Source organism: Microbacterium sp. NPDC055521 (genome assembly GCF_053619695.1).
Window position 1 is genome coordinate 210,671 of sequence record NZ_JBSHJX010000002.1, and the last position, 13,438, is coordinate 224,108.

The window sequence follows — 13,438 nt, forward strand, 5'->3', positions numbered from 1 at the left end:
ACGACGGCGTTCTCCGTGCCCACGGGTCGGGAGCGCACCCGCGCGGCCCCGTTCAGGCCCGCAGAGCCGTCGTCGCCCGGTCGCGGCGGGTGAGATCCTGATGCGTCGCGGCTGCCCGCCATCCGTCCGTCGTGAGGATCTCCCGGATGGCGGCGCCCTGCAGCTCGCCGTGCTCGAGCACGAGCAGGCCGCCGCTGTGCAGCAGCTGCTGGGCCCGTGAGCTGATCACGCGCACCACGTCGAGGCCGTCCGCCCCGCCGTACAGCGCCTGTGCCGGGTCGTGCAGGCGCACCTCCGGGTCGCGCGGGATCGCGTCGTCGGGCACGTAGGGCGGGTTCGAGATGACCACGTCCACGGTGCCACGCAGCTCATCGAACGCGGTGGCGAGATCGCCGAGCACCAGGGTGAGATTGTCCACGCCGCGCGTGTTGCGCTCGGCCCACGCGTGTGCGTCGGCGGACCGTTCCACGGCGTGCACCCTGGCATGCGGCACCTCTGTGGCCATCGCCAGGGCGATGGCTCCGCTGCCCGTGCCGAGGTCGACGCCGATCGGCGGCGCGGACGCGCTCTCCAGGAGCGCGTCGATCGCGAACTGCACGACCGTCTCCGTCTCTGGGCGCGGCACGAAGACCCCGGGGCCCACAGCCAGCTCGAGGTGGCGGAACGCGGCCCGACCGGTCAGATGCTGCAACGGCTCGCGGGCGGCGCGGCGGCCGACGAGGAGGGCCAATCGCTCGGCATCCGGTTCGGTGATCTCGTCCCCGCGCACCACCGCGGCCTGCAGCTCGCCACGGCCGATCCCGAGGACGTGTCCGATAAGCAGCTCGGCGTCGACGAGCGGGTCGGGAACACCCGCATCGGCGAGCCGCTGCGCGACGGCGCGCAGCTGCGTCGAGATGAGAAGGGGCATCCTCTCAGCGTAGGCGGTGCGCGCAGCCGGTCACATTCCGTCATCACCCAGACCACGCCCCGTAGGCTGGTCTTGCTGAACTCCCTCACGAGAACTCCGCTCACGAAAGGTCTGCCATGACCGGCATCCACAACGACATCACCAGCACTTTCGGCAACACCCCTCTGGTGCGGCTGAACCACCTGACCGAGGGCCTCGACGCCACCGTTCTCGTCAAGCTCGAGTCGTTCAACCCTGCCTCGAGCGTGAAGGACCGCATCGGCATCGCGATCGTCGACGCCGCGGAGGCATCGGGCGAGCTGGGGCCCGGCGGCACCATCGTGGAGGCGACCAGCGGCAACACCGGCATCGCCCTGGCGATGGTCGGCGCGGCGCGCGGCTACAAGGTGATCCTCACCATGCCCGCTTCCATGTCGAAGGAGCGCCGCGTTCTGCTGAAGGCGTTCGGCGCAGAGCTCGTGCTGACCGACCCGACGCTCGGAATGAAGGGTGCGATCGAGAAGCTGCAGGAGATCATCGAGTCCACGCCCGGCGCCGTCTGGGCCCGCCAGTTCGAGAACTCCGCGAACCCGCAGATCCACCGCGAGACCACCGCTCAGGAGATCCTCCGCGACACCGACGGGCAGGTCGACATCTTCGTGGCAGGTGTCGGCACGGGCGGCACCATCACCGGCGTCGGCCAGGCGCTCAAGGCCGTCAAGCCCGAGGTCCACGTCGTCGCCGTCGAGCCGACCGACTCCCCCCTCCTCTCTGAGGGACGCACGGGACCCGCGAAGATCCAGGGCATCGGCCCCAACTTCGTGCCCGCGATCCTCGATCGCGACGTGATCGACGAGATCATCACGGCCGGCTTCGAGGAGTCGCTCGAGACCTCGCGGGCGCTCGCCGCGAAGGAGGGCATCCTCGTCGGCATCTCCGCGGGGGCGGCCGTCGCGCAGGCGCTGAAGATCGCCGCCCGCCCCGAGAGCAAGGGCAAGCAGATCGTGGTCATCGGCTGCGACACCGGAGAGCGCTACCTCTCCACCGCCCTGTTCGAAGACCTGCGCGAGGACTGACCGTCTCTGTGAGCATGCTCTCCCGTGTCCGCGAGGACATCGCAGCTGCCCGCCGGCGCGACCCCGCTGCCCGCAGCGGGGTCGAGGTGGCTCTGCTGTACCCCGGACTGCACGCCGTGTGGGGTCACCGCGTGTGGCATGCGCTGTGGCGGCGCAGGCTGCGCTTCGTCGCCAGGACGGGATCGCAGATCACCCGGTGGTTCACCGGCATCGAGATCCACCCGGGCGCGCGCATCGGACGACGCTTCTTCATCGACCACGGAACAGGCGTCGTGATCGGCGAGACCGCCGAGATCGGGGATGACGTGATGATCTATCACGGCGTCACGCTCGGCGGGCGGACCCGGGATCACGGCAAGCGGCACCCCACGCTCGAGGACGGCGTGTCGGTGGGGGCGGGTGCGAAGATCCTCGGCCCGGTACGCGTGGGAGCGCGGTCGGTCGTCGGCGCGAACGCCGTGGTCACGAAGGACGCGCCGGCCGACAGCATCCTGGTCGGTGTGCCGGCGAAACCGCGGCGGCGTACCGAATCCGACGACTCGCGGGCGCTGCTGACCGCGCCCGACTATGTGATCTGAGCTCGCCGCTCACTCGCCGCCGAGGGCGGCGAGCCTGGCCTCCTCGTCGGCGTGGATCGCCGACTCGATGATCGGCTCGAGCGCGCCGTCCATCACCTGGTCGAGGTTGTACGCCTTGTAGCCCGTGCGGTGGTCGGCGATGCGGTTCTCGGGGAAGTTGTAGGTGCGGATGCGCTCGGAGCGGTCCATGCCGCGGATCTGCGAACGGCGGGCGTCGGATGCCGCGGCGTCCAGCTCCTCCTGCTGCTTCGCGAGCAGCCGGGCGCGCAGCACGCGCATCCCCGCCTCGCGGTTCTGCAGCTGCGACTTCTCGTTCTGCATCGACACGACGATGCCGGTGGGAACGTGGGTGATGCGCACCGCGGAGTCGGTCGTGTTCACCGACTGGCCGCCGGGGCCGGATGAGCGGTAGACGTCGATCTTCAGATCGTTCGCGTCGATCTGGATCTCCTCCGGCTCGTCCACCTCGGGGAAGACGAGCACGCCGGTGGTGGAGGTGTGGATGCGTCCCTGCGACTCGGTGGCGGGCACCCGCTGCACGCGGTGCACGCCGCCCTCGTACTTCAGATGCGCCCAGACCCCCTGCGACGGGTCGGACGATGAGCCCTTGATCGCGACCTGCACGTCCTTGTAGCCGCCCAGGTCGGACTCGTTGCGCTCGAGCAGCTCGGTCTTCCAGCCGCGGTGCGCCGCGTACTGCACGTACATGCGCAGCAGGTCGGCGGCGAACAGCGCCGATTCGGCGCCGCCCTCCCCCGCTTTGATCTCCATGATCACGTCGCGCGCATCGTCGGGATCGCGCGGGATCAGCAGACGCCGCAGCTTCTCCTGCGCGACACGCAGCTGCTCCTCGAGCGCGGGCACCTCTTCGGCGAAGGCGTCATCCTCCCTGGCCAGCTCGCGAGCCGCTGCCAGATCGTCGGATGCCGTCGTCCATGCCTCGTGCGCGGCGACGATGCGGTTCAGCTCGGCGTAGCGCCGGTTGACCCGTTTCGCGCGCGCGGCGTCGGCGTGCACCGCCGGGTCGGAGAGCTCCTCCTGCACCCGGCGATGCTCCTCGATGAGGGCCTGGACCGATTCGAACACGCCTCTGCTCCGCTCAGCGGTGGATCAGCGGATGCTGTTCTCGTGCGCGTGTGACGATCCGGTCGACGTGGGCGCGGGGATCGACTTCTGCATCTGGAAGAGGAACTCGACGTTCGAGCCGGTCTCCTTCAGCTTGCCGAGCACGACCTCGAGCGCCTGCTGCGGGTCGAGGCCGGCTAGGGCACGGCGCAGCTTCCAGGTGATCTTGACCTCGTCGGCCGAGAGCAGCATCTCCTCGCGGCGCGTGCTCGACGCGCTGACGTCGACAGCCGGGAAGATGCGCTTGTCGGCCAGCTGGCGCGACAGGCGCAGCTCGCTGTTGCCGGTGCCCTTGAACTCCTCGAAGATGACCTCGTCCATCTTCGAACCGGTCTCGACGAGCGCGGTCGCGAGGATGGTGAGCGAGCCGCCGTTCTCGATGTTGCGCGCGGCACCGAAGAAGCGCTTCGGCGGGTACAGCGCCGCGGCGTCGACGCCGCCGGTCAGCACACGACCCGACGCGGGCGTCGAGATGTTGTACGCGCGGCCCAGGCGGGTGATCGAGTCGAGCAGCACGACGACGTCGCGACCCAGCTCGACGAGGCGCTTGGCGCGCTCGATGGCGAGCTCGGCGACCGTCGTGTGGTCTTCCGCGGGGCGGTCGAAGGTCGAGGCGATGACCTCGCCCTTGACGGTGCGCTGCATGTCGGTGACCTCTTCGGGGCGCTCGTCGACCAGCACGACCATGAGGTGCACCTCGGGGTTGTTCTGCGCGATCGCATTCGCGATCTGCTGCAGCACGATGGTCTTGCCCGCCTTGGGCGGCGCGACGATCAGGCCGCGCTGGCCCTTGCCGATCGGCGCCACCAGGTCGATGATCCGCTGGGTCAGCTTCTCGGGAGCCGTTTCCAGGCGCAGCCGCTCCTGCGGGTACAGCGGGGTGAGCTTGCCGAACTCGACCCGGTTCGCCGCGTCGTCGGGCGAGAGACCGTTGATCGAGTCGACCTTGACCAGCGCGTTGTACTTCTGGCGACCCTGCTGCTCGCCCTCGCGGGGCTGCTTGATCGCGCCGACGACGGCGTCGCCCTTGCGCAGGTTGTACTTCTTCACCTGGCCCAGCGAGACGTACACGTCGCTCGAGCCGGCGAGGTAGCCGGTGGTGCGCACGAAGGCGTAGTTGTCGAGCACGTCGAGGATGCCGGCGACGGGGATGAGCACGTCGTCCTCGCCGATCTCGGTCTCGAACTCGTCGGCGGTGGTGTTGCCGCTGCGGCGCTTGCTGCCCCGCTGCCGGCCACGGCCCGAGCCGCTCTCGTCGTCGGAGTCGTTCTGACCGCCGCCGGCCTGAGCGGTCCCGTTCTGGCCGCTGCCGTTCTGGCCGCTGCCGTTCTGGCCGCTGCCGTTCTTGTCACCGCGGCCACGGCTGCGGTTGCGGTTGCGGCTGCGGTTGCGGCCGGAGCCCTCGCCGTCGCCGTCGTTCTCGCCGCCGCCCTGCTCGTTGGCACCGGCAGGCTGCTCGCTCGGAGCGGTCTCGGCGGGCACCTCGGCAGGAGTCGCTTCGGTCTCGGCGGTCTTCGCACCACGACGGCCGCGCGCGGGCCGCTTGGCGGAGTCGTCCGCGGCGTTCGCCGCCTGCTCGTCGCCCGTGCCGGCAGTCTGGTCTGCGGGCTCCGACGTCTCGGAGGCGCCGTCGGAAGATGCCGCCTCGGCGGGAGCATCGCTCTTCTTCGCGCGCGACGGACGCTTGCGGGCCGGCTTCGCGGGCGCCTCGGCGCCATCCGTCTTCTCCGCATCGGGGGCGTTCGCCGTCGTGGCATCCGCGGGTGCGGATTCGGCGGGGGCCTCGGCGGCCGGCAGGTCGAGCGGCTCGGCGTCGGCCTTCTTGGCGCGGGTGCGTCGGGGGGCCTTCGCCTTCGGCTGCTCCGCCGGAGCGGCGTCCGCTGCGGGAGCGGAGCCAGCTGCGGGGGCGGAGTCCGCCGCGGGAGCGGACGCGGCCGCCGGGGCGGAGTCGCCTGCCGGGGCGGAGTCGCCTGCCGGGGCGGCCGCTGCGTCGGCGGTGCTCGCCTCGGCTGCCGCGGCCGCGGAGGCGGTCGTCGCGCGACGCGGCGCGCGCTTGCGTGCCGGCGCCGGCGTCTCGGTCGCCACCGACTCGGTGGTCGGGGTGTCGTTCTGGGTCTCGGAGAGGTTCTCCACGAGTACTCCCTCATATGTCGTGGGAAGACGAGCAATCCGAAGTTGCACGCAGCAGATGCTGCGGGCATCACACGCGCCGACGCAGAGCGCCTGCCAGCCAGTACCTGGATGTTCCTGGGGATCGCGTGCGGACTTCGCAGAAGTGCGAAAGGGCGAGAATCACGAAGTTACGTGGTGCCCTCCGCTCGTTCCCTCACTGTACCACCCTGAACGTCGACGGCGAGCATGTGCGCCTGCCACGGAGTGTCCGTCACGACGTCGGCCAGCCGCACGGCGCGCTGCCGCGCTCCGGGCCCGTCCGCCAGCACGAGAACGCTGGGTCCGGCGCCCGAGACGACCGCCGCGAAGCCCTCCGCGCGCAGCGCCTGCACCAATCGCAGCGTCTCCGGCATCGCAGGTCCGCGATAATCCTGATGCAGTCGGTCGTCTGTCGCGTCGAGCAGCAGTTCGGGGCTCTGTGTCAGGGCCGCGATCAGCAGGGCCGAGCGCGAGACGTTGAACACGGCGTCCTCGCGCGAGACCTGCGGCGGCTGCAGGGAACGGGCGAGCGACGTCGACATCGTGAAGCCGGGCACGAACACGAGCGGGGCGACGCCGCGGTGCACGAGCAGCTTCTTGTGCTGTGGGCCGCGCTCCCCCGTCCAGGCGATCGTCAGGCCGCCGAACAGGGCGGGTGCGACGTTGTCGGGATGCCCTTCGAGCTCGGTCGCCAGGCGCAGCAGCGCCTGGTCGTCGAGGTCGACGTCTCCCGCCAGCAGGCCCTTCGCGATCAGGATGCCCGCGGTCACTGCGGCACCGGAGGAACCGAGGCCACGACCGTGCGGCACGCCGTTCTCAGCATGCAGGTGCAGACCGGGCATCCGGCGCCCGGCATCGGCGTAGACGTGGGCGATCGAGCGGACGACGAGGTTGCTCGTGTCGGTGGGGATATCCTCCGCGCCCGACCCGGTCACCTCGATCACGAGACGGTCGTCGTCGAAGGACGACGCTGTGAGCGTGTCGTACACGCTGAGGGCGAGACCGAGCGTGTCGAATCCGGGGCCGAGGTTGGCACTGGTCGCCGGTACGGTGACCATGACGGTGCGGATCGCACCGTCGACCTGCGGCGCCTGGGAGGTGACCGGCTCGGCCGGCACCAGCGTGACTCCCACGCTCACTCCCCTTCGACGCGCAGCACCGACACGACCCGCTCGACGACGTCGCTCGCCGTGAGGCGGTCGACGGCGGCGCTGAGCGCGCTGTCGGTGGCGCGGTGTGTGCCGATGATCAGTCGCGCGGTCTCACCGTCGGTGCCGTCGGATGCCGGGATGACGGTCTGCACGAGCGTCGCGACCGAGACGCCGCCGTCGCTGAGCAGCCCGGCGATGGTGGCGAGGACGCCCGCTTCGTCAGACACCTCGAGGGTGATCTGGTAGCGGGTGAGCACATGGCCGATCGAGACGATCGGAAGGTTGGCACGGGTCGACTCGCCGACACCCGTGCCGCCTGCGATGTGACGGCGCGCGGCCGAGACGACATCGCCGAGCACGGCGGACGCCGTCTGCACGCCGCCGGCACCGGCGCCGTAGAACATCAGCGAGCCGGCGGCCTCGGCCTCGACGAAGACGGCGTTGTTCGCACCGTGCACGGCGCCGAGCGGGTGATCGCGCGGAACGAGAGCCGGGTACACCCGCACCGAGATCGACTCGGATCCGCCATCGTCGAGTCGCTCGCACACGGCGAGCAGCTTGATGACGAACCCGGCCTCACGAGCCTCCTCGATCATGTCGGCGGTGACGCCCGTGATGCCCTCGCGGTGCACGGCCTCGAGCGGCACGGCGGTGTGGAAGGCGAGGGATGCCAGGATCGCCGCCTTCTGCGCGGCGTCGTAGCCCTCCACATCGGCGGTGGGGTCAGCTTCGGCGTAGCCGAGCCGCTGCGCGTCGGCGAGCACATCGCCGAAGTCGGCGCCCTCGCTGTCCATGCGGTCGAGGATGTAGTTGGTCGTGCCGTTGACGATGCCCATGATGCGCACCACGCGGTCGCCGGCCAGCGAGTCGCGCAGCGGCCGGATGATCGGGATCGCACCGGCGGCGGCGGCCTCGTAGTACACCGAGGCGCCCACACGCTCGGCCGCTTCGTAGATCTCGGGTCCGTGGGTCGCGAGCAGCGCCTTGTTGGCCGTCACGACATCCGCGCCGGAGCCCAGGCCCAGCAGGATGTGCGAGCGCGCCGGCTCGATGCCACCCATGAGCTCGATGACGATGTCCGATCCGGTGATCAGCGTCTCGGCGTCGGTGGTGAACAGCTCACGAGGCAGGTCGACGTCGCGCGGGGCGTCGACGTCGCGCACGGCGATGCCGGCCAGCTCCAGGCGGGCTCCCGCGCGGTCGGCGAGCTCGTCGCCGTGGCGCAGCAGCAGAGACGCCACCTGAGAGCCCACGGCTCCGGCTCCCAGCAGCGCCACGCGAAGTCGTCGGTAGTCAGTCATCTGCGCTCCTCAGCACGGTCGGGTCGGGATGTTCGGTCTGGCCGCGGACGGCCATGGCTCACTGCGGGATGCCCGCGTCGCGTGCGAGCAGATCGGCGATCGACTCGCCGCGCACGATCACGCGCGATTCGCCGCCGGAGACCGCGACGATGGGCGGTCGGGGCATGTGGTTGTAGTTGCTCGACAGGGGCGCGCAGTACGCTCCGGTGGCGGGGACGGCGAGCAGGTCGCCTGCCGTCGCATCGCTCGGCAGATATTCGTGGTCGACGACGATGTCGCCCGATTCGCAGTGCTTGCCCACGACGCGCACGAGCACCGGCTCACCCGTCCCCGTCCGTGAGGCGAGGCGAGCGGAGTACTGTGCGCCGTAGAGCGCCGGACGCGCGTTGTCGCTCATGCCCCCGTCGACGCTGATGTAGCGCCGCGTGGTCGTCTCGAGAGCGACGTCCTTGATCGTGCCGATCTCGTACACCGTCACGCCCGCGTTGCCGACGATCGCCCTGCCCGGCTCGAACGAGAGCGCGGGCATCGGGATGCCGCGCGCCGCGCACCCCTCTGCGACAGCCGCGACGATGCCTTCGGCGAGGTCGTCGATGGGCGTCGGATCGTCGACCCGCGTGTAGGCGATGCCGAACCCTCCGCCGAGGTTGAGCTGCGGGATGTCTCCGCCCGCGAGCAGCTCCTGGTGCAGGTCGAGCAGGCGCGAGGCGGACTCGCGGAACCCGGCGACGCCGAAGATCTGCGAGCCGATGTGGCAGTGCAGGCCGGCGAAGACGAGTCCGTCGACCTCGCGGATCCGCGCGACGGCGGCGGGCGCCTGACCGAGCGGGAAGCCGAACTTCTGATCCTCGTGCGCGGTCGCGAGGAAGTCGTGGGTCTCGGCGTGCACGCCGCTGTTGACGCGCAGCATGACTCGCTGGGACGCATCGGTGCGCGAGACGATCGCGGCGAGACGCTCGATCTCGATGACGCTGTCGATGATGATGGTGCCGACACCGGCATCCACCGCCCGCTCGAGCTCCGCGACCGATTTGTTGTTGCCGTGGAAACCCAGCCGCCCGGCATCCGCTCCCCCGGCCAGAGCGACCTCGAGCTCGCCACCGGTGCAGACGTCGACGTTCAGGCCCTCCTCGAGCACCCAGCGCACGATCGACGTGTTCAGCAGTGCCTTGCCCGCGTAGTAGATGCGCGCCGTCGTGCCGTGCGTCGCCGCGGCACGCGCGAAGGCGGAACGCAGCGCCGCAGCCCGGCGCCGCACCTCGGCCTCGTCGATCACCTGCAGGGGCGTGCCGTAGGCGCGGACGAGCTCGCCGACCCCCACACCCGCGAGGCGCAGCGCGCCGTCGGCATCGCGTTCTGCGGAGAGCGGCCAGACCCCCTCGACCAGGTCGTTGGCGTCGTCGGGGACGACCAGCCATCCGGGGGCGGGAGAGGAATCAGGGGAATGCACGCAGCGCCAATCGGGTCACGGGGTTCGACCCCTGATTCTAGGACACCGCCGAGTCAACCCCCGTTCACATTCCGATGCACTCAATAGTCTGGTGCAGATGGAGAGGCCGACGAGTTCCGACCCCGGTTCACCCCCCGAGCAGAAGGGGTGGGTGGCGCGGACGTCCGCGAACGCGATCCGCCGGCTGCTGCGGCTTCGCATCGTGCGCGCCGCGCTGCTCTACACCGGAAGGCGCGGGCCCATGCTCGCCGACGCCGTGACCTACCGGGCACTGTTCAGCGTGTTCGCCGCTGTGCTGCTCGGCTTCTCGACCGCGGCGCTGTGGCTCTCGCAGGATGCCGCTGCCTGGACCGCCGTCGTCTCCGCGGTGGACTCGGCGGTGCCCGGGCTCATCACGACCGGTGACAGCAAGGGCATCGTCGATCTCGACGACATCAGCGCCCCGGGCGGCCTGTCGGTCGCGGGCGTGATCTCGCTGATCGGTCTCGTCGCATCCGCGCTCGGGGCGATCGGCTCGATGCGCAACGCCGTGCGCACGATCGCCGGAACGGATACCGCGGATGTCGTCTGGTATCTGGTGCTGCTGCGCAGCCTGCTGCTCGCGCTGATCATCGGCGGCACGTTCGTGGCCGCTGCGGGGCTCACCTTCGCCGGTGAGCTGATCGTCGGCTGGTTCGCCGGGATGATGGGAGTCGCGAAAGACGCGCCCGCCGTGTTCTGGACGGTGCGTGTGCTGTCACTGGTGATCGTGTTCGCTCTGGACGCGGTGCTGATCGCCGCGGTGTACCGGATGCTCTCCGGCGTGCGCGCATCGCGCGGGGCGCTCTGGGGCGGCGCTGCACTGGGCGGGGTGGGCCTGCTGATCCTTCAGGAGCTGTCGGGGCTGTTCGTCGGCGGCGCGAAGGCGAACCCGCTGCTGGCCACGTTCGCCTCGCTGCTGGCGCTGCTGCTGTGGCTGAACCTGTCGTCGCAGGTCATCCTGCTGTCGAGCGCTCTGATCACGATCTCGCACCGCGAGAAGGGCGATCGGGTGGCGCAGCGCTTCGGCGCCGAGACCCTGCCGGAGTTCGCGCTGCGTCGGGCCGAGGACGACGTGCGAGCAGCCACCGAGAACCTGCGCGCGGCGCAGAAGGCCGCTGCGCCCGAATGAGCCGCGCTCACGGACTCTGAGCCTGCAGGGATCCGGGTGAGTTCAGGGGCGGGGGCAGGTGCCGGGATCGAGGAGCGTCGGGTCGACCGTGATCCGGCCGTCGGCGGAGATGTCGGCCACTGCCCTGCTGCCCTCGATGCGCAGGCCGGTGAGGGTGATGCCTGCGGGGAGACGTTCGGCGATGCAGATGCGCTGGGGCTGGGTGATCGCCGCGCCCGCGGCACCGGCCAGACCGGAGACGGCGTGCAGATCCACCGCCGTCCCGTTGAGCATGATCGCGACGGGAGTCAGCAGCAGATCGCCGTCGTCGGCTTCCGGAGTGACGGTGAGGCCGACGGGAATGCGGCTGCCGAAGAGCTCGACGTCGGCCTCGACCGTCGCGTTGGGCGCCGCCAGCTCGATGCCCGAGATGGGCAGCTGCGATGCGTCGAGCAGCGACGCGAACTCGCCCTGATCGACCCAGACGGTGCCATGCGCTGCTCCCAGCGCGCCTCCTGAGACGGGGACCTCGCTCGCGGTGACGCGGGCGGAGCCGGTGATGCCGCCGATCGTCACCTCATCCGATGCGAGCTTCACCTCGTCGAGGGTGCCTGAGATCAGCTGCGGCAGCAGCATTCCCGGCACCTGCACGTCGAGCTGCTGATCGGCGGGCAGATCGAGGTTCGAGATCACGAGCGAGCGGATCGTCTTCGGCACGACCGCCCGCGCGACGAGCTCACCCGCGACGACGAGCGCTGCCAGCACCACCACGATGACGAGCACGACCCATGGCCAGCGCGGTCGACGTCTGACGGCGGTCGTGTTCGTCATGCCGTTCACATCCTCTCGGGGGCCGAGACTCCGAGCAGGTCGAGGCCGTTGCGCAGCACTTGGCCGGTGGCGTCGTTCAGCCACAGGCGAGTACGGTGCACCGTGTCGATCGGGTCGTCGCCCTTGGGGATGACCCGGCAGCTGTCGTACCAGCGGTGGTAGAGACCGGCGAGCTCCTCGAGGTGGCGCGCGATGCGGTGCGGCTCGCGCACCTCGGCGGCGAACGCGACCAGACGTGGGAACTCCTGCAGCGCGCCGAGCAGTGCGCTCTCGGTCTCGTGGGTCAGCAGCTCGGGAGCGAACTCCGAGCGGTCCACGCCCGAGTCCGCGGCATTGCGAGCCACGTTGTGCGTACGGGCGTGCGCGTACTGCACGTAGAACACCGGGTTGTCGTTGGTGCGCTTCTGCAGCAGATCGGGGTCGAGATCGAGCGGCGAATCGGCCGGCGAGCGCTCGAGTGCGTAGCGCAGCGCGTCGGTTCCGATCCACGCGCGCAGGTCGTCCATCTCGATGATGTTCCCCGCGCGCTTCGACAGCCTGGCACCGCGCACCGAGACCAGCTGGCCGATGAGCACGTGGATGTTCTTCTCGGGATCCTCGCCCGCCGCTCCCGCGATCGCCTTGAGACGGTGCACGTAGCCGTGATGGTCGGCGCCGAGCAGGTAGATCTTGTCGCGGAACCCGCGATCACTCTTGTTCAGGTAGTACGCGGCGTCGGCGGCGAAGTACGTGTACTCGCCGTTCGAGCGGCGGATGACCCGGTCCTTGTCGTCGCCGAAGTCGGTGGTGCGCACCCATACGGCGCCCTCCTCGTCGAAGACGTGACCCTGAGCCCGCAGGCGATCGACAGCCTGGTCGACGAGGCTGGTGCCCTCGGGCCCGGGCGCATGCAGCGTCCGCTCCGAGAACCACACGTCGAAGGGCACGTTGAAGGCGTCGAGCGATGCCTTGATCTCGGCCAGCTGATACTCGTACGCCTGATCGCGCGCGATGACCAGCTGCTCCGCCTCGGGCAGAGCGAGCAGCCCGGGGTGCGCGGCGAGCACGCGCTGTGAGAGTTCGCCGATGTATTCGCCGGGGTACCCGTCTTCGGGCGTGGGATCTCCCTTGGCCGCCGCGAGGATCGACAGTGCGAAGCGCTCCATCTGCACACCGGCGTCGTTGATGTAGTACTCCCGCACGGCGTCGGCTCCGCTGGCCAGCAGCAGTCGGACGATCGAGTCGCCGAGTGCCGCCCATCGGGTGTGCCCGATGTGCAGCGGTCCCACCGGGTTCGCCGAGACGAACTCGACGTTCACGGAGACGCCAGCCTGCGAGTCGTTCGTGCCGTATGCCGGGCCCTGGTCGACGATCGTCTTCGCCAGCGAGCCGGCGGCGCCGGCCTCGAGACGGATGTTGATGAATCCGGGACCGGCGATCTCGACGCCCTCGATCTCGTCAGCACGGGCAAGACCGTCGGCGATCCGCTGAGCGAGTTCGCGGGGGTTCGTGCCGAGCCGCTTGGCGAGCCGCATCGCGATGTTCGTCGACCAGTCCCCGTGGTCGCGATTGCGCGGACGCTCGAGCACGATGTCCGCGACGTCGACGCCGAGCGCCTCATCCGGTCGCAGCATGGCCGCGATCGGCTCGAGGACGGCGAGGATTGCGGCGGAGAGGGCTTCAGGGTTCATAGGGACTCAAGTCTACGGCTCGCCGCATCCCCGGCCGGAAACGGGGGAGGCGGCCGCGGTGCAGCGCTTCGTGATTCATTCGTGACG

The 13,438-nt window shown here is 70.2% G+C and carries 11 protein-coding genes; 3 read left to right on the forward strand and 8 right to left on the reverse strand.

All coding sequences use genetic code 11. The features are described from left to right. Positions 1-52: 52 nt before the first annotated feature. Positions 53-910 (reverse strand): peptide chain release factor N(5)-glutamine methyltransferase, encoded by an 858-nt coding sequence (gene prmC, locus ACWGSM_RS02870; protein ID WP_452321459.1) that lies wholly within the window; start codon positions 908-910, stop codon positions 53-55. 116 nt (positions 911-1,026) lie between these two features. On the opposite strand from prmC, the gene cysK reads away from it, so the two are divergent. Both cysK and epsC read left to right on the forward strand, forming a co-directional pair. Further along, a complete protein-coding gene (gene cysK, locus ACWGSM_RS02875; protein ID WP_452321460.1) occupies positions 1,027-1,965 on the forward strand; it encodes a cysteine synthase A in 939 nt (312 codons plus the stop codon). 14 nt (positions 1,966-1,979) lie between these two features. Continuing rightward, a complete protein-coding gene (gene epsC / locus ACWGSM_RS02880; RefSeq protein ID WP_452321461.1) occupies positions 1,980-2,543 on the forward strand; it encodes a serine O-acetyltransferase EpsC in 564 nt (187 codons plus the stop codon). 9 nt (positions 2,544-2,552) lie between these two features. Here the strand turns inward: epsC and prfA are convergent, their stop codons facing one another. From prfA to lysA, 5 genes are all read right to left on the reverse strand, one after another. Further along, a complete protein-coding gene (gene prfA, locus ACWGSM_RS02885; protein ID WP_452321462.1) occupies positions 2,553-3,629 on the reverse strand; it encodes a peptide chain release factor 1 in 1,077 nt (358 codons plus the stop codon). 24 nt (positions 3,630-3,653) lie between these two features. After that, a complete protein-coding gene (gene rho, locus ACWGSM_RS02890; RefSeq protein WP_452321463.1) occupies positions 3,654-5,801 on the reverse strand; it encodes a transcription termination factor Rho in 2,148 nt (715 codons plus the stop codon). 167 nt (positions 5,802-5,968) lie between these two features. After that, entirely contained in the window at positions 5,969-6,877 is a 909-nt protein-coding gene (gene thrB / locus ACWGSM_RS02895) for a homoserine kinase (protein ID WP_452321588.1), read from the reverse strand. Positions 6,878-6,954: 77 nt separating this feature from the next. Next, a complete protein-coding gene (locus tag ACWGSM_RS02900; RefSeq protein ID WP_452321464.1) occupies positions 6,955-8,271 on the reverse strand; it encodes a homoserine dehydrogenase in 1,317 nt (438 codons plus the stop codon). A gap of 58 nt (positions 8,272-8,329) precedes the next feature. Further along, positions 8,330-9,721, reverse strand: a complete 1,392-nt coding sequence (lysA, locus tag ACWGSM_RS02905; RefSeq protein WP_452321465.1) for a diaminopimelate decarboxylase — start codon at positions 9,719-9,721, stop codon at positions 8,330-8,332. A gap of 151 nt (positions 9,722-9,872) precedes the next feature. On the opposite strand from lysA, the gene ACWGSM_RS02910 reads away from it, so the two are divergent. Then, positions 9,873-10,871 carry a YhjD/YihY/BrkB family envelope integrity protein gene (locus ACWGSM_RS02910; RefSeq protein ID WP_452321466.1) on the forward strand — a complete coding sequence of 333 codons (999 nt, stop codon included), beginning with the start codon at positions 9,873-9,875 and terminating at the stop codon, positions 10,869-10,871. 42 nt (positions 10,872-10,913) lie between these two features. Here ACWGSM_RS02910 and ACWGSM_RS02915 read toward each other — a convergent pair whose 3' ends face one another. Together ACWGSM_RS02915 and argS are read right to left on the reverse strand one after the other, a co-directional pair. Next, a complete protein-coding gene (locus ACWGSM_RS02915; RefSeq protein WP_452321467.1) occupies positions 10,914-11,681 on the reverse strand; it encodes an LmeA family phospholipid-binding protein in 768 nt (255 codons plus the stop codon). Between the two features lie 5 nt (positions 11,682-11,686). After that, positions 11,687-13,351 (reverse strand): arginine--tRNA ligase, encoded by a 1,665-nt coding sequence (gene argS / locus ACWGSM_RS02920; protein WP_452321468.1) that lies wholly within the window; start codon positions 13,349-13,351, stop codon positions 11,687-11,689. Between the last annotated feature and the right edge of the window lie 87 nt (positions 13,352-13,438).